This is a genomic window from Caenispirillum salinarum (genome assembly GCF_044803115.1).
GTDB lineage: Bacteria > Pseudomonadota > Alphaproteobacteria > Rhodospirillales > Rhodospirillaceae > Caenispirillum > Caenispirillum salinarum_A.
This window is the reverse complement of sequence record NZ_CP085224.1, coordinates 2,655,987-2,674,957: the sequence shown is the minus strand read 5'-3', so window position 1 is coordinate 2,674,957 and position 18,971 is coordinate 2,655,987. Positions and strand designations below refer to the sequence as shown.

The 18,971-nt window shown below is 67.7% G+C and carries 17 protein-coding genes; 5 read left to right on the top strand and 12 right to left on the bottom strand.

The features are described 5' to 3' along the window. Nucleotides 1-43: 43 nt before the first annotated feature. Nucleotides 44-1,366, bottom strand: a complete 1,323-nt coding sequence (locus LG334_RS12290; protein WP_404378491.1) for an aspartate aminotransferase family protein — start codon at nt 1,364-1,366, stop codon at nt 44-46. Nucleotides 1,367-1,543: 177 nt separating this feature from the next. On the opposite strand from LG334_RS12290, the gene LG334_RS12285 reads away from it, so the two are divergent. Continuing rightward, nucleotides 1,544-2,098 (top strand): cupin domain-containing protein, encoded by a 555-nt coding sequence (locus tag LG334_RS12285; RefSeq protein ID WP_404378489.1) that lies wholly within the window; start codon nt 1,544-1,546, stop codon nt 2,096-2,098. Between the two features lie 17 nt (nt 2,099-2,115). After that, a complete protein-coding gene (locus LG334_RS12280) occupies nt 2,116-2,697 on the top strand; it encodes a nitroreductase (RefSeq protein ID WP_404378488.1) in 582 nt (193 codons plus the stop codon). A gap of 61 nt (nt 2,698-2,758) precedes the next feature. On the opposite strand, the gene LG334_RS12275 is transcribed toward LG334_RS12280, so the two are convergent. Both LG334_RS12275 and LG334_RS12270 read right to left on the bottom strand, forming a co-directional pair. Continuing rightward, nucleotides 2,759-3,541: an alpha/beta fold hydrolase gene (locus tag LG334_RS12275; protein WP_404378486.1), complete on the bottom strand. Its 783-nt coding sequence runs from the start codon at nt 3,539-3,541 to the stop codon at nt 2,759-2,761. Nucleotides 3,542-3,650: 109 nt separating this feature from the next. After that, entirely contained in the window at nt 3,651-4,652 is a 1,002-nt protein-coding gene (locus tag LG334_RS12270; RefSeq protein WP_404378485.1) for an NAD-dependent epimerase/dehydratase family protein, read from the bottom strand. Nucleotides 4,653-4,753: 101 nt separating this feature from the next. Between LG334_RS12270 and LG334_RS12265 the strand changes: the two genes are divergently transcribed. Continuing rightward, nucleotides 4,754-5,845: a sulfotransferase family protein gene (locus tag LG334_RS12265; RefSeq protein WP_404378484.1), complete on the top strand. Its 1,092-nt coding sequence runs from the start codon at nt 4,754-4,756 to the stop codon at nt 5,843-5,845. Here LG334_RS12265 and LG334_RS12260 read toward each other — a convergent pair. After that, nucleotides 5,833-7,023, bottom strand: coding sequence for a glycosyltransferase (locus LG334_RS12260; protein ID WP_404378482.1), 1,191 nt, complete (start codon nt 7,021-7,023; stop codon nt 5,833-5,835). The genes LG334_RS12265 and LG334_RS12260 overlap by 13 nt on opposite strands. A gap of 102 nt (nt 7,024-7,125) precedes the next feature. Here LG334_RS12260 and LG334_RS12255 point away from each other — a divergent pair, with 102 nt between their 5' ends. Then, the gene (locus tag LG334_RS12255) at nt 7,126-7,776 is read left to right on the top strand and encodes an ABC transporter substrate-binding protein (protein WP_404378481.1); all 651 of its coding nucleotides are present in this window, start codon (nt 7,126-7,128) and stop codon (nt 7,774-7,776) included. Between the two features lie 73 nt (nt 7,777-7,849). On the opposite strand, the gene LG334_RS12250 is transcribed toward LG334_RS12255, so the two are convergent. From LG334_RS12250 to motA, 6 genes are all read right to left on the bottom strand, one after another. Next, nucleotides 7,850-9,436, bottom strand: coding sequence for a TRAP transporter large permease subunit (locus LG334_RS12250; RefSeq protein WP_404378480.1), 1,587 nt, complete (start codon nt 9,434-9,436; stop codon nt 7,850-7,852). 1 nt (nt 9,437) lies between these two features. Next, nucleotides 9,438-9,992 (bottom strand): TRAP transporter small permease subunit, encoded by a 555-nt coding sequence (locus LG334_RS12245; protein WP_404378479.1) that lies wholly within the window; start codon nt 9,990-9,992, stop codon nt 9,438-9,440. Nucleotides 9,993-10,203: 211 nt separating this feature from the next. Then, nucleotides 10,204-11,304 (bottom strand): TRAP transporter substrate-binding protein, encoded by a 1,101-nt coding sequence (locus tag LG334_RS12240; RefSeq protein ID WP_404378477.1) that lies wholly within the window; start codon nt 11,302-11,304, stop codon nt 10,204-10,206. 178 nt (nt 11,305-11,482) lie between these two features. Beyond that, a complete protein-coding gene (locus LG334_RS12235; RefSeq protein ID WP_404386370.1) occupies nt 11,483-12,235 on the bottom strand; it encodes an arginyltransferase in 753 nt (250 codons plus the stop codon). Between the two features lie 248 nt (nt 12,236-12,483). Continuing rightward, nucleotides 12,484-13,458, bottom strand: coding sequence for a flagellar motor protein MotB (locus LG334_RS12230; RefSeq protein ID WP_404378475.1), 975 nt, complete (start codon nt 13,456-13,458; stop codon nt 12,484-12,486). A gap of 44 nt (nt 13,459-13,502) precedes the next feature. Then, nucleotides 13,503-14,363, bottom strand: coding sequence for a flagellar motor stator protein MotA (motA, locus tag LG334_RS12225; protein WP_404378473.1), 861 nt, complete (start codon nt 14,361-14,363; stop codon nt 13,503-13,505). 272 nt (nt 14,364-14,635) lie between these two features. Between motA and LG334_RS12220 the strand changes: the two genes are divergently transcribed. Further along, nucleotides 14,636-15,112: a flavin reductase family protein gene (locus LG334_RS12220; protein ID WP_404378471.1), complete on the top strand. Its 477-nt coding sequence runs from the start codon at nt 14,636-14,638 to the stop codon at nt 15,110-15,112. A gap of 108 nt (nt 15,113-15,220) precedes the next feature. On the opposite strand, the gene LG334_RS12215 is transcribed toward LG334_RS12220, so the two are convergent. Continuing rightward, complete coding sequence (locus LG334_RS12215; protein WP_404378470.1) at nt 15,221-16,528, bottom strand: threonine ammonia-lyase; 1,308 nt, start codon at nt 16,526-16,528, stop codon at nt 15,221-15,223. Then, complete coding sequence (locus tag LG334_RS12210; RefSeq protein WP_404378468.1) at nt 16,525-18,891, bottom strand: penicillin acylase family protein; 2,367 nt, start codon at nt 18,889-18,891, stop codon at nt 16,525-16,527. Before LG334_RS12210 ends, LG334_RS12215 begins: the two co-directional genes overlap by 4 nt. Nucleotides 18,892-18,971 lie beyond the last annotated feature (80 nt).

Genomic DNA, 18,971 nt, shown 5'->3' with positions numbered 1-18,971 from the left:
GGGGGACGGAATGAAACTCTGTTTATATAACGTTTGCAGCCGCTTATTCGATCGTCTTCAGGACGTCTGCGATGGTCTCGAAGATCTGGTCGATGTGGCTCTTTTCGATGATGAGCGGCGGCGACAGGGCGATGATGTCGCCGGTGGTGCGGGTCATCACGCCCTTCTCGTAACACTTGAGGAACGCGTCGAAGGCGCGCTTGGTCGGCTGGCCGGGGATGCTCTCCAACTCGATGCCGGCGATCAGGCCCATGTTGCGCAGGTCGATGACGTGCGGCAGGCCCTTGAGGCTGTGCACCGCCTCTTCCCAGTAGGGCGCCATCTCGGCGCAGCGCTCGAACAGTTGGTCGTCGCGGTAGACGTCCAGCGTCGCCAGAGCGGCGTTGCAGGCCAGCGGATGCGCGGAATAGGTGTAGCCGTGGAACAGCTCGATGGCGGTCTCGGGGCCGTGCATGAAGGCGTCGTAGATGTGCTTGCGCACCATCACCGCGCCCATGGGCACCGTTCCGCTGGTCAGGCCCTTGGCGGTGGTCACGATGTCGGGCTGCACGCCGAAGTGCTCGCAGGCGAACGACGAGCCGAGGCGGCCGAAGCCGGTGATGACCTCGTCGAAGATCAGCAGGATGCCGTGTTTGTCACAAATGGCCCGCAGACGCTCCAGATAGCCCTTGGGGGGCATCAGCACGCCGGTGGAGCCGGCCATGGGCTCGACGATGACGGCGGCGATGGTCTCCGCCCCGTGCAGGGCCACCAGACGCTCCAGGTCGTCGGCCAGCTCTGCGCCGTGCTCGGGCTGCCCGCGCGAAAATGCGTTCTGCTCGGGCAGGTGGGTGTGGCGCATGTGGTCGACACCCGCCAGCAGGCTGCCGAAGAAGCGGCGGTTGTTGACGATGCCGCCGACGGAAATGCCACCGAAGCCCACCCCATGGTAGCCGCGCTCGCGCCCGATCAGGCGGGTGCGGCTGGCTTCGCCGTTGGCGCGGTGGTAGGCCAACGCGATCTTGAGCGCGGTGTCCACGCTTTCAGAGCCGGAGTTGGTGAAGAACACATGGTCCAGGTCGCCCGGCATCATGGTGGCCAGCCGGCTGGCCAGTTCGAACGCCTTGGGGTGGCCCATCTGGAAGGCGGGCGCATAATCCAGTTCCGCCGCCTGGTCCTGGATGGCCTTGACGATGCGCGGGTCGCCGTGGCCGGCGTTGCAGCACCACAGGCCGGCAGTGCCGTCGATGATCTCCCGCCCGTCCTGGCTGGTGTACATCATGCCCTTGGCGCCGGTCAGCATGCGCGGGGCGGACTTGAACTGGCGGTTCGCCGTGAACGGCATCCAGAACGGAGCAAGATCGTTGGGGGACGGCGCGTCCAACATGAAGACCTCCTGAAGGGCTTGGTTTTCCGCCGGTTTCGGTCCGGCTTTACCCTACGGTCCCACTGCGCGCGCGGCTTAACAAGCCGTTTTCTTCCCATTGGTTAAGTGGTTGATATTCCTGATGACGCAGCGCACAGTGTTCAGGATCGTGAACGCGCTTAACGAAGGGTGCCGGCCATGACCCTCAACATCGGTCCGCGCTTGCGGGCGGTACGCAAGCAGAATGGTCTGTCTCAGCGCGAACTGGCGCGCCGCGCCGGCGTGACCAACGCCACCGTCTCGCTGATCGAAAGCAACAACATCAACCCCTCGGTCGGCAGCCTGAAACGGGTGCTGGACGGCATCCCCATGGGGCTCTCGGAGTTCTTTGCCTTCGAGATGCCCGAGGACGCCGAGCAGAAGGTGTTCTTTCCCGCCAACGAGTTGGTGGAAATCGGCCGCGGCGGCATCAGCTACCGGCAGGTGGGCGTCGACCTGACCGGCCGGGCGCTGCAGATCCTGGACGAGCGCTACGCGCCGGGCGCCGACACCGGCAAGATCCTGCTCCGCCACGAGGGCGAGGAGGCGGCCGTGGTCATCTCCGGAAAGCTGGAGGTGACGGTGGGGGACCAGGTGCGCACGCTGGGACCGGGCGACGCCTACCAGTTCGACAGCCGCCAGCCGCACCGCTTCCGCAACGTGGGCGACGAACCGTGCCGTGTGATTTCCGCCTGCACCCCGCCCAGTTTTTGATCTGAAAAGGTGCTTGAATGTCTTCCGATAACGCCTTGATCGACCTCATCCTGTCCCGCTCCTCCGTCGCCCCGCGCCGGTTGGGCGCGCCGGGTCCGTCGGCGGCGCAGATCGACACGCTGATCGCTTGCGCCCTGACCGCGCCCGACCACGGGGCCATCCGCCCCTGGCGCTTCCTGCGCGTGCCGGCGGAGCATCGGGACGTGCTGGCCGAGGCTTTCGTGGCCGCCAAGCTGGAGGTGGAGCCCGATGCGTCGGACGTCGCCGTCGAGCGCGCCCGCAAGAAGGCGCACAAGGAGCCGGAGACCATCGTGGTCATCTTCCGCCCCGATCCCGCGCACCCGGTGGTGCCGGTGCAGGAACAGGCCATGAGCGTCGGTGCAGCCTGCGAGAACATCCTGTTGGCGGCCGAGGCCATGGGGTTCGGCGGAATGCTGTTGTCGGGCGCCGAAGTCACGACGCAGGCCCTCCGCCGCACCTTCCATCTGGAAGAGGGCGAGGAACTGGTCGGCTTCATCGGGATCGGCACCGTGGTCAACCCGCCCGGCCCCAAGGACCGCCCGGCCGTCGCCGGCCACCTGGCAACCTGGACGCCTTGATCGACGCTCAGGCCGCTGCCCGCGCCGGGGCCAGGGCAGCGCCGGGCGGTCCGGGCGCGCGTTACAGCGCCTGTTCCAGAACCTGGACAAAGCGGTCGGCCTGTGTCAGGTGCGGCAGGTGACCCTCCATGTCCATGACCACGAGGCGGCTGTCGGGCCACTGGCTGTGCAGGTACTCACCCACCTTTACCGGAACGGCGGGATCGTTGGTGGACTGCACGATGGTCGTCGGGACTCCAAAGCCGGCCAACCGGTCGCGGTAGTCGCTGCGGAAGATGGTGATGGCCATGGAGAGAGCCACGTCCGGCCGCATGGCGACGAGGCCGCGGGCGAACTCCGCCACGTCTGGGTGGCCCGGTTCGGCTCCGACCACGACGGGCGCAAAATTCTCGACCCACTGCATGTAGTTGTCGTCCAGGCCCTTGATCAGGCCGGCGACCTCGTCTTCACTGAAGCCGCCCGTGTACCGGCCGTCGTCGATGTAGCGCGGAGACGGGTTGATCATGATGATCCGGTCGAAGGAATGCGGGATCAGCTTGCCCGCCAGCATGCCGATCATGCCGCTCATCGAATGGGCGATCAGGGTGCAGGGCGCCGCATCCACGGCGCCGATCACCTGCATCAGGTCGTCGGCATAGCCGTCCAGGCGGCTGTAGCGCAGGTGGTCGTAGTGCTCGGGCTCGATCGGCCAGTCGAAGCGGACGACGCGGAAACGCTGCTCCAGCCACGGCAGGATTCGTCTCCACACCGCCTTGGTCGTGCCAAAGCCGTTGGCAAGAACGACGGTGTGGGAGCCCGTGCCCGACACGGACACTTGCATTCTCTCGATGACGGTTGGCTCCATCGGCACGGTTTCTCCGCTTTTTTCAGTGGCTAAGCCTTATCCGTCTCTCCTACCATATTTCGATCATAAAAGGTTTAGCACAAAAGGGGTGGCGCGGACCGGCGCGCGCCTACAGCCGGCCTGTCTCCCGCATCCATCGCACGGCGTCGGCCAGGGCGTCGCGCAGGGGGGCGGGCTGCCAGCCCAGGTCGCGGCGGGCCTTGCCGCTGTCGAACCACATGGGCAGCCCCGCCAGCTTCACCCCCGCCACCGGCGCCTGGGGCGGGCGATGGGTGACGGTATCGGCCCACCACTCCTGCACATTCGCCGCCGCCAGGGCGAGCGGGTAGGGCACCCGCCGGCGCGGCATGGCACGGCCCGAGATCGCCTCCAGGTGGGCCAGAAGGTCGCTCATCCACAGGTTTTCGCCGCCCAGGATGTAGCTCTCGCCGTCGGCGCCGTGGCGGGCGGCCATGATGTGTCCGCGCGCCATGTCGGCGGCGCCGCCGATATTCATGCGGCATTGCAGGTAGGCGGGCGTCCGGCCGTTCAGGAAATCCATGAGCATGCGCGTCGGCGGCGTTTCGGACTCGTCGCCGGCCCCAATGGGGACGGTGGGGTAGGTCAGGACCACCGGCAGGCCCGTCGCCGCCGCCGCTCGCGCCTCGCGCTCCGCCGAGCATTTGGAGCGCGCGTAGTCCCCCACCATGGCGTCCAGGGGCGGGCGCGGCGTGTCCTCGGTGATGGGGCTGCCGGTCCAGGCGGTGTCGTGGCCCACCAGCACCACTGCCGAGGAGGTCACGACCACCCGCTTCACCTGCGCCTCTTTGCAGGCCGCGAGCACAGTGCGCGTGCCGTCCAGGTTCACCTGCTCGAACACGCGGGGGTCGTCGGCCCACAGGTGCGGCACGGCCGCCAGATGGTAGACCGTCTGCACGCCCTTCATGGCGGCGGACAGCCGGTCGGGATCGAGGACGGAGCCGTCCACCGGCTCCACCCCCTGCGGCCAGGCGACACGGCCGCAGGCGGGATCGAGCACGCGCACCGGCTCTCCGGCCTCGGCCAGTTGCCGCACGATGTGGCGGCCGAGAAAGCCGGCGCCGCCGGTAACAAGGTTCAGAGGGCGTACCATGGTTCAACCCGGAGCGTTGGTGTGGTCAAATGCGCAGGTCCGCCGATGATGCCCGGCGGCAGCGCCCTTCGTCCACCACGGCAACGGAGCGATCCTCTCCCATGCACCCTTTGAGTGGCAGCAACCTGGGTACCCTGATGACGGTCCTTGCGCGAAACGGCGGGGCCTCGCCGCGGCATTGGGGGCAGGTGGCCGGGATTCTGGGTTCGGTTCTGGGGCGGATGCCCTTCACCCTGGCCGAGCGGATGGTGACGGCGCGGCGGCTGAGGGACCTGCCGGCCGACCTGCCGCCGCCCGTGTTCATCCTGGGGCACTGGCGCAGCGGCACGACGCACCTTTACAACGTGCTCAGCCGCGACCCGCAGTTCGGATACCTGGCGCCCCTGCCGACGGGCATGCCGTGGGAGATGCTGACCCTGGTGCCCCTGATCCGTCCCCTGCTGGAGCGCCAGCTTCCGCAGGGGCGCTATATCGACAACGTGGCCGTGACGCCGGACAGCCCGCAGGAGGACGAGATCGCGCTGGCGAACATGCAGCCGCTGTCCTACTACCACGCGCTGTACTTCCCCGGCCGCTTTCAGGAACAATTCGACAAGGCGGTGTTCCTCGACGGCGTGTCGGAGCGAGAGCTTTCGGTATGGAAGGAGCGCTTCCTGCTGCTGTGCCGCAAGCTGACCGTCGAGTCGGGCGGCAAGCCTCTGCTCATCAAGAACCCGGTCTATACGGCGCGGGTGGCGCTGCTGCGCGAGATGTTCCCCGAGGCCCGCTTCATCCACGTTCACCGCGACCCGGTGCGCATTTTTGAAAGCATGCGCAACTTCTATCACAAGCTGTTCCCGCCCATGGCGTTGCAGCCCTACGATCATGTGGACGTGGACGCGGTGGTGCTGAACACCTACGGCCGCATGATGGAGCGGATGCTGGCCGACGTCGCCGACCTGCCGGCCGACCGCTACGCCGAGATCGGCTTCGAGACCTTCGAGCAGCAGCCCGTGGCAGAGCTTGAGCGCGTCTACGGGCAGCTCGGCCTGGACGGGTGGGAGGCCGCCGCGCCCCTGTTTTCCGCGTACCTGGAGGGCGTCTCGGGCTACCGCAAGAACACCTATCGCGAGGACCCGGAGACGGCCTCGCTGGTGGCGCGGCACTGGGGACCGTATGTACAGCGCTGGGGACGGCAGGTTCAGGGCGCCTGAGACCCGCGCCCGCCCTGTACCCGGCCCTTCCACGCCCCGCCCTGGCCGCGCCAGTGGCGGCGGGCCGAGTCCAGCGTCATCAGCGTGTACAGTACGCCCGCCACGGGAAGCAGCAGGCCGCGCCAGGCGCCCAGGCCGTAGAGCCGCAGCGTCGGGGCCAGCGTGGCCGCCATCAGCATCCACGCCGCGCCGCCTGCGGCCGCCGTCGCCGCGTCAACCGTCGCCAGCCCGAGCGCAAAGGCCAGCGGCGGCAGCAGGTAGAGCAGCGCCATGCCGGCCACCGTGCCCCCCAGCAGCAGGACCGAGTGGTGCAACTGCTCGAAGGCGGTGCGGGTGACCATGTGCCAGATGTCGCCAAGCCCCGCCGCCGGCCGCAGCGATACCACATCGGCCGAGGTACCGAGCCACACCGGCCCCTGCCGCTTCAGGGCCCGGCCCAGTGCGCAATCGTCAATGATCTCGCCCCGGATGGCGCGGGGCAGGTCGGCGGACTCCAGGGCCTCGCGGCGGGCGAGGACGCAGCCGCCGGCCGCCGCCGCCATGGAATCCGCGGGGTCGTTGACGCGCGGAAACGGGTAGAGCTTCTGGAAAAAGTAGATGAACGCCGGGATCAGCAGGCGCGCCCAGCGTCCGCCCGTATCCAGCCGCGCCATGACGGAGGCCATCACGCGACCGTCCTGCGTCAGCCGGTCGTGCAGCCGGCAGAGGACCGTCGGCCCGTGGGCGATGTCGGCGTCCGTCAGCCATACCACCGCCGCCTCCGGAGCGACCTCCTTCGCCTGCGCCAGCCCTGCCGCCTGGGCCCACAGCTTGCCCGTCCAGCCCGGCTCCAGCGGCGGCGCGGCGATGACATGCAGGCGCTCCGACCCGCCGGGAACCCGCGCGGCGCCGGCGCGGGCGGCCTCGGCCGTGCCGTCGGTGGAGTGATCGTCAATGACGATCACCGGAAAGGACTCCGGCCAGTCCTGGCGCAGAAGGCTCTCGACCGACCGGCCGATCACTTCTGCCTCGTCGCGCGCCGGTACCACCGCGACCACGCCCGGCGGCGGCGCGGGTGGTTGCGGCGCGGAAGAGGGCAGGCGGTCCCGATCGCGCCAGAAGCCGCGGCCGTGGATCAGCGTCAGCCACAGCCATGCTGCGAGGGACAAGAGGGTGAGGGCGGTCAGCCAGAGCGGCATGGACGGGTCCCGAAATTCTGCCATGGTTGCACGATAACCCGGACAGGGGTCCAGGCGTTCGTTCGAAAATGCCGGATCGGATAAGAGCTATCGGAGGTTACCATGCGCGCACGTCCCGTCCCGCCCCTGTTGTCCGCCGCCGTTCTCGGCCTGGGCGTGGCGCTTGCCGCGCCCGCCGCGCTGACGCCGGCGCCCGCCGCCGCCCAGGAGCAGCAGCAGGAAGCCGCCACCGGGCCGAGTGCCGTTGTGCGGGAATTCCAGGACACGCTGCTCCAGGCCATGAAGACCGATGGCTTCCATGCCCGCTACGACATGCTGGAACAGCCGGTCGAGGACGCCTTTTGGCTGGACGTGATGATCCGCACCGCGGTCGGCCGCGGCTGGCGCGAGGCCAGCGACGCGCAGCGGCAGGCGCTGGTCGACGTCTTCGGCGACATGACGACGGCCCAGTACGCCGCCCGCTTCCATGACTACAACGGGCAGGAGTTCCGCGTGCTGGGCACAGACGAAGGGCCGCGCGGCACAACCATCGTCCGCACCGAAATCACCCGCAAGGCCAAGGAGCCGGTGCAGATTTCCTACGTCCTGGCAGAGCGCCAGGGGCGCTGGGGCGTGGTCGACATCCTGGCCGGCAAGGGCGTGAGCGAACTGGCGACCAAGCGCAGCGAGTACGCTTCCATCCTGGCGCGGCAGGGCGTCGACGGCTTGATCGAGACCCTGCGCATCAAGAGCCGCGAACTGACCGGCGGCTGAGGCCGGCCATTGCCGCTACGCAAAAGGGGCTCCCTGTCGGGAGCCCCTTTGTCATGTCGTCACGGGACGGGGATCAGCCGAAGATCAGGTTCGGCAGCCACGTCGCCAGTTCCGGGAACAGGGCCAGCACGCCCAGCGCCAGGATCTGGATGATGACGAAGGGTATGACACCCTTGTAGATGGCGCCCGTCGTCACGCTCGCCGGGGCCACGCCGCGCAGGTAGAACAGCGCGAAGCCGAACGGCGGGGTCAGGAAGCTGGTCTGCAGGTTCATGGCCATCATCACGCCCAGCCACACCGGGTCGATGTCCATCCGCAGCAGGATGGGCCCGACGATCGGCACGACGACGAAGACGATCTCGATGAAGTCCAGGAAGAAGCCCAGGACGAACATCACCAGCATGACAACGATCACCGCCGTCACCGTGCCGCCCGGCAGGTTGGTGAGGAAGTGGTGCACCATCTCCTCGCCGCCGAAGCCGCGGAAGACCAGCGAGAACAGGCCGGCGCCGACAATGATGATGAACACCATGGAGGTGACCATCATGGTCGAGCGCATGACGTCCTTCAGCGTCCCGGCGTTCCACACCTTGGTCACGCTCGCCATCAGACCCCAGGCGATGACGGCGCAGCAGGCGGCGGCGAGCACGATGCCCGCCATGTCGCCGGCTGGGATCACGTCTCGGGCGACGCGCAGGTCGACGAAGCTGGTCAGCAGCAGCAGCAGGATCAAAGCGGCCACGGCGGCGTAGATGCTCCACGCAGGGCCCGTCGTCATGCGCTGGCCGGCCAGCAGGATGGCGCCCACCGCACCCACGGCGGCGGCTTCCGTCGGGGTCGCCACACCGGCCAGGATCGAGCCCAGCACGGCGACGATCAGCACCACCGGCGGGATCAGGGCGTGCAGCAGCGTGGCGATGCTGGTGCCGTCGGCGCCTCCCAGCCGCTCGTCCGCCGGCAGAGCAGGGCAGGACTTGGGGCGAACCACTGCCATCAGAAGCTGATAGAGGATGTACAGGCCCACCAGAAGCAGGCCGGGGATCAGCGCGCCGGCAAACAGGTCGCCCACCGAAACGGGCTCCGGCGCCCAGTTGCCAAGCGCCCGCTGGGCGTCCTGGTAGGCGTTGGAGATCTGGTCGCCCAGCAGCACCAGCACGATGGACGGCGGGATGATCTGGCCGAGCGTGCCCGAGGCGCAAATGGTGCCGCAGGCCAGCTTGGGGTCGTAGCCGCGGCGCAGCATGGTGGGCAGCGACAGCAGGCCCATGGTGACCACCGTGGCGCCGACGATGCCGGTCGATGCCGCCAGCAGCGCGCCCACGATGGCGACCGAGATGCCAAGACCGCCGCGCATGGGGCCGAACAGCTTGCCCATGCTCTCCAGCAGTTCTTCCGCCACCTTGGAGCGTTCGAGCATGATGCCCATGAAAACGAACAGCGGCACGGCAATCAGGACCTCGTTGGTCATGCTGCCGTAAATGCGCTGGGGCATGGCCGAGACGAAGGCCATGTCGAACGCGCCGAACAACCAGCCGATGCCGCCGAACAGCAGGGCCGATCCGCCCAGGGTGAAGGCGACGGGGAAACCGGCCAGCAGGACGATGATGGTGCCCAGGAACATCAGGCCGGCGAAGACTTCGGTGGTAACGAGGTCGCTCATATCAGTGCGCTCCCCCGCGTTCGGTGCCGGTGGTGTCGCCGTTGTCCTCCAGCACCCCATTCAACACCAGGATGGACTTCAGCGCGATCGCCAGGCCCTGCAGGCCGACCAGAACCGTGAATGCCAGGATGGAGGTCTTCAGCAGGTAGACGCCCTGGATGCCGCTGGTCTCCTTGGAGCCTTCCAGAACGGCCCAGGAATTCATCACGTAGGGCAGGGCGACCGTCCACACCAGCGCGCAGAACGGCACCAGCAGGAAGATGACGCCCAGCAGGTCCACCAGCGCCTTACGGGCCGGCCGCGCCTCGCGGTAGAAGATGTCCACGCGCACGTGGCCCTCCTTCAGCAGCGTATAGCCGGCGCCGACCAGGAACACGATGCCGTGCATGTACAGGATGCTTTCCTGCATCCAGATGAAGCCGAGGCCGAAGACGTAGCGAAGGACGACGACGACGAACTGGATGATGACCATGGCGAGCGTCAGCCACGCCACGGCGCGGCCGATCAGGTCGTTGGTGCGGTCGATACCCCGCGCCAGTGAGTGTAGTGCCTGCACGATTGCGTCTCTCGGAGGGCTGGAGGGCCGGGAGCGTCCGGCGGTGGAATGTCGGGAGCGGGAGCGTGGGCAGTATGCGCGGCTCGGGCCGCCGACGCCAAGGCGGTCATGATGCGTTGGGCGCCCGTGCCGCGAAAAAGGCGGGGCCTGCGCCTCCTTCTGGAAGCGCAGGCCCTGGCGGCGAGAGGCCTATGCCTCCGCCGCGTGCGCCTTATTCGCCGTAGGGGTAGTCCAGCGCACGGGCTTCCCAGTAGGCCTGGTCGGAGACGCTGGCCCACTCCATCGCGTTCTTACGGAATTTGATGAAGCTGTCGTAGACCTTCTTGACGTCCTCGTTCTTGGCAGCAAGGTCGGCGATGACCTCGCCCGAAGCCTGGCCGATGGCCTTCAGCACGTCGTCCGGGAACTTCTTGAGCTGCACGTTGTGCTCGTTCACCAGCGTGTTCAGGGCGTTGCCGTTCTGCGCGTTGAACTCGGCCAGCATGTAGGTGTTCTCGGCCTTGGCGGCGGCCTCGACGATGGCCTTCTGGCTCTCGGTCAGCTCATTCCAGGTGTCCAGGTTGATGCCGGTGGACAGGGTCGCGCCCGGCTCATGGAAGCCCGGATAGTAGTAGAACTTGGCGATGCGGTAGAAGCCGAAGGCCAGGTCGTTCCAGGGGCCGACCCATTCGGTGGCGTCGATGGCGCCCGACTGCAGGGCCGGGAAGATTTCGCCGCCCGGCAGCGCCACGGCCGTCGCGCCGATCTTGCGCAGCACCTCGCCGCCCAGGCCCGGCATGCGCATCGTCAGGCCCTTGAAGTCGTCCAGGCTGTTGATTTCCTTGTTGAACCAGCCCCCCATCTGCACGCCCGTGTTGCCGCAGGGCATGGCCTTGATGTTGAACTTGGCCGACAGCTCGTCCCAAACCTCCTGGCCGCCGCTGTGGTAGATCCAGGCGTTCATTTCCGTCGCCGTCAGGCCGAAGGGCACTGCCGCGAAGAAGTTGAAGGCCGGGCTCTTGCCTTGCCAGTAGTACTCGGCGCCGTGATACATGTCGGCGGTGCCGGTGGAGACGGCATCGAAGGACTCGAACGGCGGCACCAGTTCGCCGGCCGCAAGCAGCTTCACTTCAAGGGTGCCGTCGGTCATGGCGGTGATCCGGTCGGCATAACGCTGCGCGCCGGTGCCCAGACCGGGGAAGTTCTTCGGCCAGGTGGTCACCAGCTTCAACTGGCGCTTGCCCTGGGCGTAGGCAGGCGCGGACAGCGAGGAGGCGGCGGCGAGGCCGGCAGCGGCCGGAACGGCACCCTTGATGAAATCGCGACGCTTCATGGACATTTCCTCTCGTCGAATAGACGGAACCAATTGTTGCAACTATCCGGTTAATCCCGGTTCAGCCCACATGGTTTTCATATGCACGTTGTTCAAGACACGCGGGGGCTGCTCCGCAATCAAGTTGCGGAAGTATAAGCGATTTCGGTGAATGTGCAACGTCGTGAGTCGGGTTTGGCTAACGGCTGATCGGGCGCTCTGGCTCGAACGTTTCATCGATGCGCCGCCAGCCTTGGCTGGTAAAGCCTTCCAGCGGCTGGAAGCGGATCTTGTAGGCCATCTTGCGGCTCTCGCGGATCCAGTAGCCCAGGTAGACGTAGGGCAGGCCGCGCCGCTGAGCCTCTTCCACCAGCCACAGGATCATGTGTGTGCCCAAGGACTTCTTGTGCAGCCGCGGGTCGAAGAAGCTGTAGACGGCGGACAGGCCGTCGCTCATCCGGTCGGTCAGGCACACGGCCTTCAACTCGCCCGAGTCGTCGCGGAATTCCAGCAGCGCCGTGTCGATGGGGCTTTCGTCGACCATGGAACGGTAGTCGTAAAAGCCCATCAGCGCCATGTCGCTGCCCGTGTGCCGTTCCGCCTGATAGCGCGAGAACAGGGCGTACTGCTCGGCTGTCGCGCGCGGCGGCGCGGGATTGACCGTCAGGTGGCAGTTGGCGTTCCACACCTTGCGCTGATTGCGCGTCATGCGGAATTCCGCCGCCACGATTCGCACCGGCACGCAGGCGTTGCAGCCCGAACAGGCCGGAGCGTAGGCGATCGAATGGCTGCGGCGGAAGCCGGCGCGGGACAGGACATCGTGCAGAGCGTCGGCGCCGGGCTGGTTCAGCTCGGTGACAATCTTGCGTTCCATGCGGCCCGGCAGGTAGGGGCAGGGCATGGGCGCCGTCGTGAAGAAGAATTGCGGCCTTTTGACCGTCTGATGTTCCATCACCATGGAGACCTGCCGCTCCTTTCATCACCGGACGGGACGTGCGGCCGCTGCCCGGGACGATCCCGGCGCCGCCGTCACAGCCACCGCGGGGCGCTGTTTCCTCCAACTATGGGGCAAAGGGCGGCGTCTCGCCACCCCTTCGCGGAGGGAATGCGCGTCGGCGCATCCTGTGATGAAAAACGACGGATGCCCGCCGGACGATCCATGCGCGCCGCCCTTGGAATCCGGGGTTGGCAGACGGCGCGTCAGGGGGTGCCGCGGATGATGCTGGGCAGGCGGCGGGGGCCTTCCTGTTCTTCGGCCTCGTCCTCGATCGGCTTGTCGCGCAGAAGCGTGATGCTGATGCGGCGATTGCGGGGGCTGGTCGCGTCCCCCTCCACCAGCAGTTCCGACGACGCCTTGCCGGTCACGCGGTTGATCTGCTGGTCGGAGATGCCGGCCTCCTGCAGCACGCGGCGGGCGGCCAGCGCGCGGTCGGCCGACAATTCCCAGTTGCCGTACCCGGTATCATCGGCGAACGGCGTGCCGTCGGTGTGGCCGTCGATGGCGATCTGCTGCGGCACCTCCCGGATGAGTCCCGCGACAAGCGTCAGCAGCTGCCGCGTCTGCGGGAACATGGCGGCGCTACCGGCCGGGTACATGCTGTTGCCCTCGTTGTCGACGATTTGGATGCGCAGGCCCTCGGGCGTCTGGTCGACCATGAGGTTGGGCGCCAGCTTCGCCAGGCTGGGCACCGACTGCATGGCGGCGCGCAGTTCGTCGGCGACCCGATCGGCCTGGGCCTCCAGCCGCTCGGCCTCGCGCTCGGCCTCGGCGTCCATGTCGGTGCCGCGGCGGCCCGAGGCGGTGTCGTCCACGTCCTGCTCGGTCAGCCCTTCCTCGGGGTCGGTGAAGTCCTCGCCGCCCTGTCCGATGGTCGGCGGCGGCAGGGTGAGTTCGATGGGCGAGCCGGTGTTGCTCTGGCTCGCACCCTCGCCGATGACCTGGCCGCCCAGCATGCCGCCGGCGCCCGACGGGTTCTGCGACACGGTTGCCGGATTGAAATAGTTGGAAATGCCCTGAAGCTGCTCCTCGGTCACCGCGTTGAGCAGCCACAGCAGCAGGAAGAACGCCATCATGGCGGTCACGAAGTCGGCGTAGGCCACCTTCCAGGCGCCGCCGTGGTGCGCGGCGCCGCCCTTCTTGACCCGTTTGATGATCGTGACGTTCTGTTCCGCCATGGCGGCCTCTCAACCTTTCACCGGCCGGGCGGCCGGTTGCTGGATTACTCGCTGGGCAGGTTGGTGACGGTCTCTTCCAGCTCCTGGAAGCTGGGACGCAGGTGGTCGGGCAGGATCTTTCGGGCGAACTCGATGGAGACCTGCGGCGCGTAGCCCTGCATGTGGGCCAGCAGGCCCGCCTTCATGCAGTTCAGGTACAGCGTCTCGTTCTCGAACACCGCTTCCATGGCGCGGCCATAGGGCGCGAAGAAGCCGTAGGAGAACAGCACGCCCGAGAAGGTGCCCACCAGCGCCGCGCCGATGAGCTTGCCAAGCACCTCCGGCGGCTCGGTGATCGAGCCCATGGTGTTGATGACGCCGAGAACGGCGGCGACGATACCCAGGGCCGGCATGCCGTCGGCCATGGTGATGACGCTCGACGAGATGGAGTGGTTGTGGTGGTGGTGCGCCTCGATCTCGGCGTCGATAATGGCCTCCACCTCGTGCGCGTTGTTGGTGCCCAGCGTCAACAGTCGCAGGTAGTCGCACAGGAAGGCCAGGTTGTGATGGTCGGACGCAAATTTGGGAAAGCGCTGGAACAGCGGGCTGTCGCCGGGCTTTTCCACGTGGCTTTCCAGCGCCAGGTCGCCCTTGGTCTTCGCCAGCTTGAAGACCGAATACTGCATGGACAACAACTCGAGGAAGTCATCCTTCTTGTACTTCGGCCCCTTCATCATCGGCCCGATGGCCTTGATCGAACCCTTCAGGATAGGCTTGGGCGCGCCGATGATGAAGGCGCCGAAGGCCGCGCCGAAGATAATAACGAACTCGAACGGCTGCCACAGAACGCCCAGGTCGCCGCCGTGCATGGCATAGCCGCCAAGCACGCTGACGGTGACGATGATCGTGCCGATGATGATAAGCATTCTGGTGTCCTGGCGACGTTCACATCTTCAAGGCTTCTGCCCGCATCGCGACCGCGACGAAAAAGCTTTTTCTTACAGTCTTTTGACCGAAGGACCCGATGCGCGGCGGGGATTATAGCGACGGGGGGTATCGAAAGGGAAGCGTCATCCGCCAAAGGTGTAGGGAAATCTCACCTTTGCGCGGGTTGCGCAATCATGCTAGGTCCATCCCGCCGGCGGGCCGCCGGGCCCTGGGCCGGCCGCCGTAGACAGGTCTCAAGGGAAGGCGCTTCATGAGCATCGACGAACGTTCCTTTCGCAAGGCGCTTGGCTGCTTTCCCAGCGGCGTGGCCGTCGTGACGACAACCGACGCAGCGGGGCGACCGGTCGGCGTGACCGTCAGTTCGTTCACGTCGCTGTCGCTGCATCCGCCGCTTGTGCTGTTCTGCCTGGACCGCAACACGCGCAACATTGACGCCTTCCGCGAGGGCGGATTCAGCGTCAACGTGCTGCGCGAGGACCAGCGCGAGGTCTCCATCCGCTTCGCCAGCCGCCGCGACGACAAGTTCGAAGGCCTGGCCGCCACGTCGGGCGCCACGGGCGCGCCGGTGCTGCCCGACTCCCTGGCCGTGCTGGACTGCGTGGTTGAAAGTGTGGCCGAGGGTGGCGACCATTTGATTTTCATCGGCAAGGTTGAGCGTGTGGACTGTCAGGCGGGCGGGCAGCCGTTGGTGTACTTCCGCGGCGCCTACGCGACCGTCGATTCCTGACGCCTTCCCACCTAAGGTTCCGTTAAGGTCGCAAAGAAATCGGCCGGCGCCCGCTTCCGCGGGGCCGGCCGTTCACCTGTCGGAGCAGGACGGCGCTCTGTGGGCGCCTCAGCTTTCCTGGCCCATGGTGCTGAGCAGCCGGGTGCGGAAGCCGGCGGCGTTCAGCGCCTCGATGATGCGGTGGACATGGGGGGCGTCAGTGGCCTCGATGACGGCGTCGACGTCGGTGCGCTTGAGCGGCACGTCCAGGAACAAGCGGTGGTGGTAGATCTCGATAATGTTGCCGCCGCCCTGGCCGATGATTGCGGCCACCTTTGACAGCACGCTCGGCCGGTCGGGAATTTCCACCCGCAGCTTGACCATGCGACCCGCCCGCGCCATGCCGCGCAGCAGGATCGACGCCAGCAACTGGCTGTCGATATTGCCGCCGCAGATGGTCAGCGCGGCCCGCCGGCCCTCGAACATGTCGGGGCGGGAGATGACCGCGGCCAGCGGCGCGGCGCCGGCCCCCTCGGCCACCACGTGCTGCTCCTCCATGAGCAACTGGACCGCCCGTTCCAGGGCCGGCTCGTCGACCACCACCAACTCGTCCACCAGACGGTCGAGGATGGGCGTGGTGAAACCGCCTGGGCTCTTCACGGCGATGCCTTCGGCCAGCGTCTGCCCTCCTGCCGGCGGCATGCCGCCCATGCGATGCATGGCATAGCCCGCATAGGCCGCCACCTGCACGCCGATGATGCGGACGCTTGGGTTGAGCGCCTTGACCGCCGTCGCCACGCCGGACATGAGCCCGCCGCCGCCGATGGGCACGATGATGTCGTCGACCTCCGGCCGGTCCTCCATCATCTCCAGCCCGACCGTGCCCTGTCCGGCGACGATGGCGGGATCGTCGTAGGGGTGGACGAAGGCCAGGCCGTGTTCGGCGGCCAAGCGGTCGGCGTGCTCGCGCGAAGCCTCCAGGGTCTCCCCCACCAGTTCAACCTTCGCGCCCCACTGCTCGGTCAGGCGCACCTTGGTGAAGGGCGTGCCCTCGGGCATGACGATGGTTGCCGGAATGCCAAGGCGGCCGGCGTGGTAGGACACACCCTGGGCGTGATTGCCCGCCGACATGGCGACGACGCCACGCCGGCGCTGCTCCTCGGGCAGGGTCAGAATCTTGATGAGCGCGCCGCGCGCCTTGAAAGAACCGGTGACCTGGGTGTTCTCGAGCTTGAGCACCAGGTCGCTCTTGAACAGGCGCGACAACGACATACAGTCGACCATGGGCGTCCGTACGACGGTGCCGGCCAATTGCCGGGCAGCGGCGCGGATGTCGTCGAGAGTCACGTCTGCGGCGGCGACGGGCACGCGAACGGCGTCGGGAAGCTCCGAGGGGTCGGGAGCCTGAGCGGGGTCTGGGGTCTTTTTCGCGGTCATGGCTCCAAGCGAAGCACGGAAGCCGGCTCGCCGTCCAGCCTCAGTGTCGCACCCCGCGACCAAAGCGGCATCTGGTCGGCATAATGATCGGAAAGCGGGTTTTCCGACTGGCCGGTCGCGATGATGAAGCGCGACGCCCCGGGATCGGCCATGTCGAGCACCATGCGCAGCCCGGCACCGTGCACTGCGTCGAATCGGCCGTTCTCGCCGCCGTTCCAGTAGCCGGCCCGCAGCAGCGTGTGGTTTCCGCCGCCCATTTCGGGGCGGAGGTTGAACCAGCCGCCGATGAGCGGGATGCGTCCGTACAGCCGGTTGTCCAGCGCCGCCTCGTGGACCTCGCCCCACCGCCAGTCATTCATGTTCTCGCCGTGACGGTCGCGAAGGTCAGCCAGGGCGTTGTTAAGCGAGCGGTCGAGGATGTCGCCACAAGACTCTGATACATCAGTGTCTTTCCGGTCGCACCACCAGGTGTCCCGCGACGACAGGACGGCGGCGATGAAGCGCTCGCCGTTCTCCCGCCAGTCCCCGGCGCGGTCGCCCAGTTCATCCGCCGTCAGGGCCTTTTCGATCCGGGGCAGCCATGCCGACAGGATCAGCGGCTCTGGCCGGTCGGGGTCCATGGTGCCGTCCCAGGCTTCGAGAAGCCGCCGCGCCTCCACGGTGTCGGGCGAGGCGGGCAGGGCGCCGAGCAGCACCGGCACCAGCGTTTCCGCCATGGTGGAGCGCATGTCGTGCTGCATGGCGATCATGTCGTCGACCGTGTGCGCATCGCGCCCGGCCAGCAGGGCCTCGCCGCGCAAGGCCCGCCAGGGCGGCGGCCAGTGGGCGGTGATGAGGTGGGGGTAGTCGTCGCCGACCACCCGGTTGTTGGCATTCAGCAGCGTGCCGGAGGCCGGGGCGAAGGCCTGCGGCAGGTCCTCGAAGGTCACAAAGCCCGTCCAGTCATGGGAGCCGTCGGCGCCGGGCACCGGCACCCGGCCGTCGCCCGCCTTGCGCACGGGCACGCGGCCGGCGCTGATGAAGCCCGTGTCGCCGTCGGTGGTGGCGAAGAAGACGTTCTGCATGGGGGCGTGGAACAGGCGCATGGCCTTCAGGAACTCTGCCCGGTTGCCGGCGCGGTTGAGGCGCATGATGGCCTCGGCCGTGCGGTCGCCGTCCATCAGGCCGGTGGCCGCGAGCGCAAGGACTTCTGTCCCGTCGGCGACTCCAGCCATGCCGCGCAGGTCGGTGACGACCGGGCCGTGGCGGGTTTCGCGCACCGTCAGTGTCACCGGCTCCCCACCGCGCACCTCGATCACCTCTTCCCGCGTCTCGAAGGGGCGGGGGCCGTCGGGTGCCAGATAGGTCGTGCCGTCGCCGGTGACCGTTTCGACGAACAGATCCTTGGTGTCGGCGTGGGTGGTGGTGATGCCCCAGCCGATGCGGCCGTTGTGGCCGATCAGGTGGAAGGGCACGCCGGGCACGGTGGCGCCGGAAACCTGCCATTGCGGGGTCTCCAGCCGCGCCAGATACCACAGGATGGGCGTCTGGTAGCCCAGGTGCGGGTCGTTGGCGAGCAGCGCCCCGCCCGTGGCCGAGCGTGCCGGCGCCACGGTCCAGGCATTCGAGGCCAGCGTCGCCGCCAGTTCGGCCGGGGGCGGCGGCGGTAGCGCGGCTTCGCGCACCGGCTGGGGCATGGTGACGGGTTCGGAAACGGCCACGCCCTGGGTCTCGTGCCACAGCTCGGCGACCCGCTCCGGCGGCAGGCCGGCGCCGATCATGCGCGCCCTGGCGGCCTCGTCCTGCCAGTTGCCGGCCAGGCGGAAGGCCATGAGGCGCTGCCAAACGAGGCTGTCGGCCGGCGTCCATGGCTCGGGCCGGACGTCGAGCAGCGTCAGCGGCGGCGGCAGCCACGAGTCGCGGCGCCGCAGCCAAGCGTTCACCCCGGCGGCGTAGGCGTCAAGCGCCGCCCGGGCCTCGTCGCCCAGGGCGCGGTAGCTCTGCTGCGCGCGGCGGTGCAGGCCGAGGGTGCGGCTCCAGCGGTCCGTGCCGACCGCGCCCTCGCCGATCACCTCCGCCAGACGGCCCTCGCCCAGGCGGCGCATGAACTCCATCTGCTGGAAGCGGTCCTGGGCGTGGACAAAGCCCAGCGCCAGATAGGCGTCGCGCGTGTTCTCGGCGCGGATGGTGGGAATGCCGTGGGCATCGCGTGCCACCTCCACCGGCGCGTCCAGGACCGGCAGGTCAAGCCGGCCCGCCGTGCGCGGCAGGTTGCCGTGCAGCAGCAGCCACGCCCCCAGCATCGCCAGGATGACCAGCGACAGAAGCACGAGCAGCAGGGCGGTGATCCAGTGGTGCAGGCGCAGGCGGCGGAGGATGGCCATGTCCTTTCCCGGCAAGCGAAAGGGGCGCCGGTCGATGAACCGGCACCCCTCTATCTTGTATCATCCGGCCTCATGCTCAA

Excerpts from the sequence above, each read along its gene's own strand:
- LG334_RS12290 (WP_404378491.1), bottom strand. The coding sequence starts at position 1,366 with ATGTTGGACGCGCCGTCCCCCAACGATCTTGCTCCGTTCTGGATGCCG.
- LG334_RS12285 (WP_404378489.1), top strand. The coding sequence starts at position 1,544 with ATGACCCTCAACATCGGTCCGCGCTTGCGGGCGGTACGCAAGCAGAAT.
- LG334_RS12280 (WP_404378488.1), top strand. The coding sequence starts at position 2,116 with ATGTCTTCCGATAACGCCTTGATCGACCTCATCCTGTCCCGCTCCTCC.
- LG334_RS12275 (WP_404378486.1), bottom strand. The coding sequence starts at position 3,541 with ATGGAGCCAACCGTCATCGAGAGAATGCAAGTGTCCGTGTCGGGCACG.
- LG334_RS12270 (WP_404378485.1), bottom strand. The coding sequence starts at position 4,652 with ATGGTACGCCCTCTGAACCTTGTTACCGGCGGCGCCGGCTTTCTCGGC.
- LG334_RS12265 (WP_404378484.1), top strand. The coding sequence starts at position 4,754 with ATGCACCCTTTGAGTGGCAGCAACCTGGGTACCCTGATGACGGTCCTT.
- LG334_RS12260 (WP_404378482.1), bottom strand. The coding sequence starts at position 7,023 with ATGCCGCTCTGGCTGACCGCCCTCACCCTCTTGTCCCTCGCAGCATGG.
- LG334_RS12255 (WP_404378481.1), top strand. The coding sequence starts at position 7,126 with ATGCGCGCACGTCCCGTCCCGCCCCTGTTGTCCGCCGCCGTTCTCGGC.
- LG334_RS12250 (WP_404378480.1), bottom strand. The coding sequence starts at position 9,436 with ATGAGCGACCTCGTTACCACCGAAGTCTTCGCCGGCCTGATGTTCCTG.
- LG334_RS12240 (WP_404378477.1), bottom strand. The coding sequence starts at position 11,304 with ATGAAGCGTCGCGATTTCATCAAGGGTGCCGTTCCGGCCGCTGCCGGC.
- LG334_RS12235 (WP_404386370.1), bottom strand. The coding sequence starts at position 12,235 with ATGGAACATCAGACGGTCAAAAGGCCGCAATTCTTCTTCACGACGGCG.
- LG334_RS12230 (WP_404378475.1), bottom strand. The coding sequence starts at position 13,458 with ATGGCGGAACAGAACGTCACGATCATCAAACGGGTCAAGAAGGGCGGC.
- motA (WP_404378473.1), bottom strand. The coding sequence starts at position 14,363 with ATGCTTATCATCATCGGCACGATCATCGTCACCGTCAGCGTGCTTGGC.
- LG334_RS12220 (WP_404378471.1), top strand. The coding sequence starts at position 14,636 with ATGAGCATCGACGAACGTTCCTTTCGCAAGGCGCTTGGCTGCTTTCCC.
- LG334_RS12215 (WP_404378470.1), bottom strand. The coding sequence starts at position 16,528 with ATGACCGCGAAAAAGACCCCAGACCCCGCTCAGGCTCCCGACCCCTCG.
- LG334_RS12210 (WP_404378468.1), bottom strand. The coding sequence starts at position 18,891 with ATGGCCATCCTCCGCCGCCTGCGCCTGCACCACTGGATCACCGCCCTG.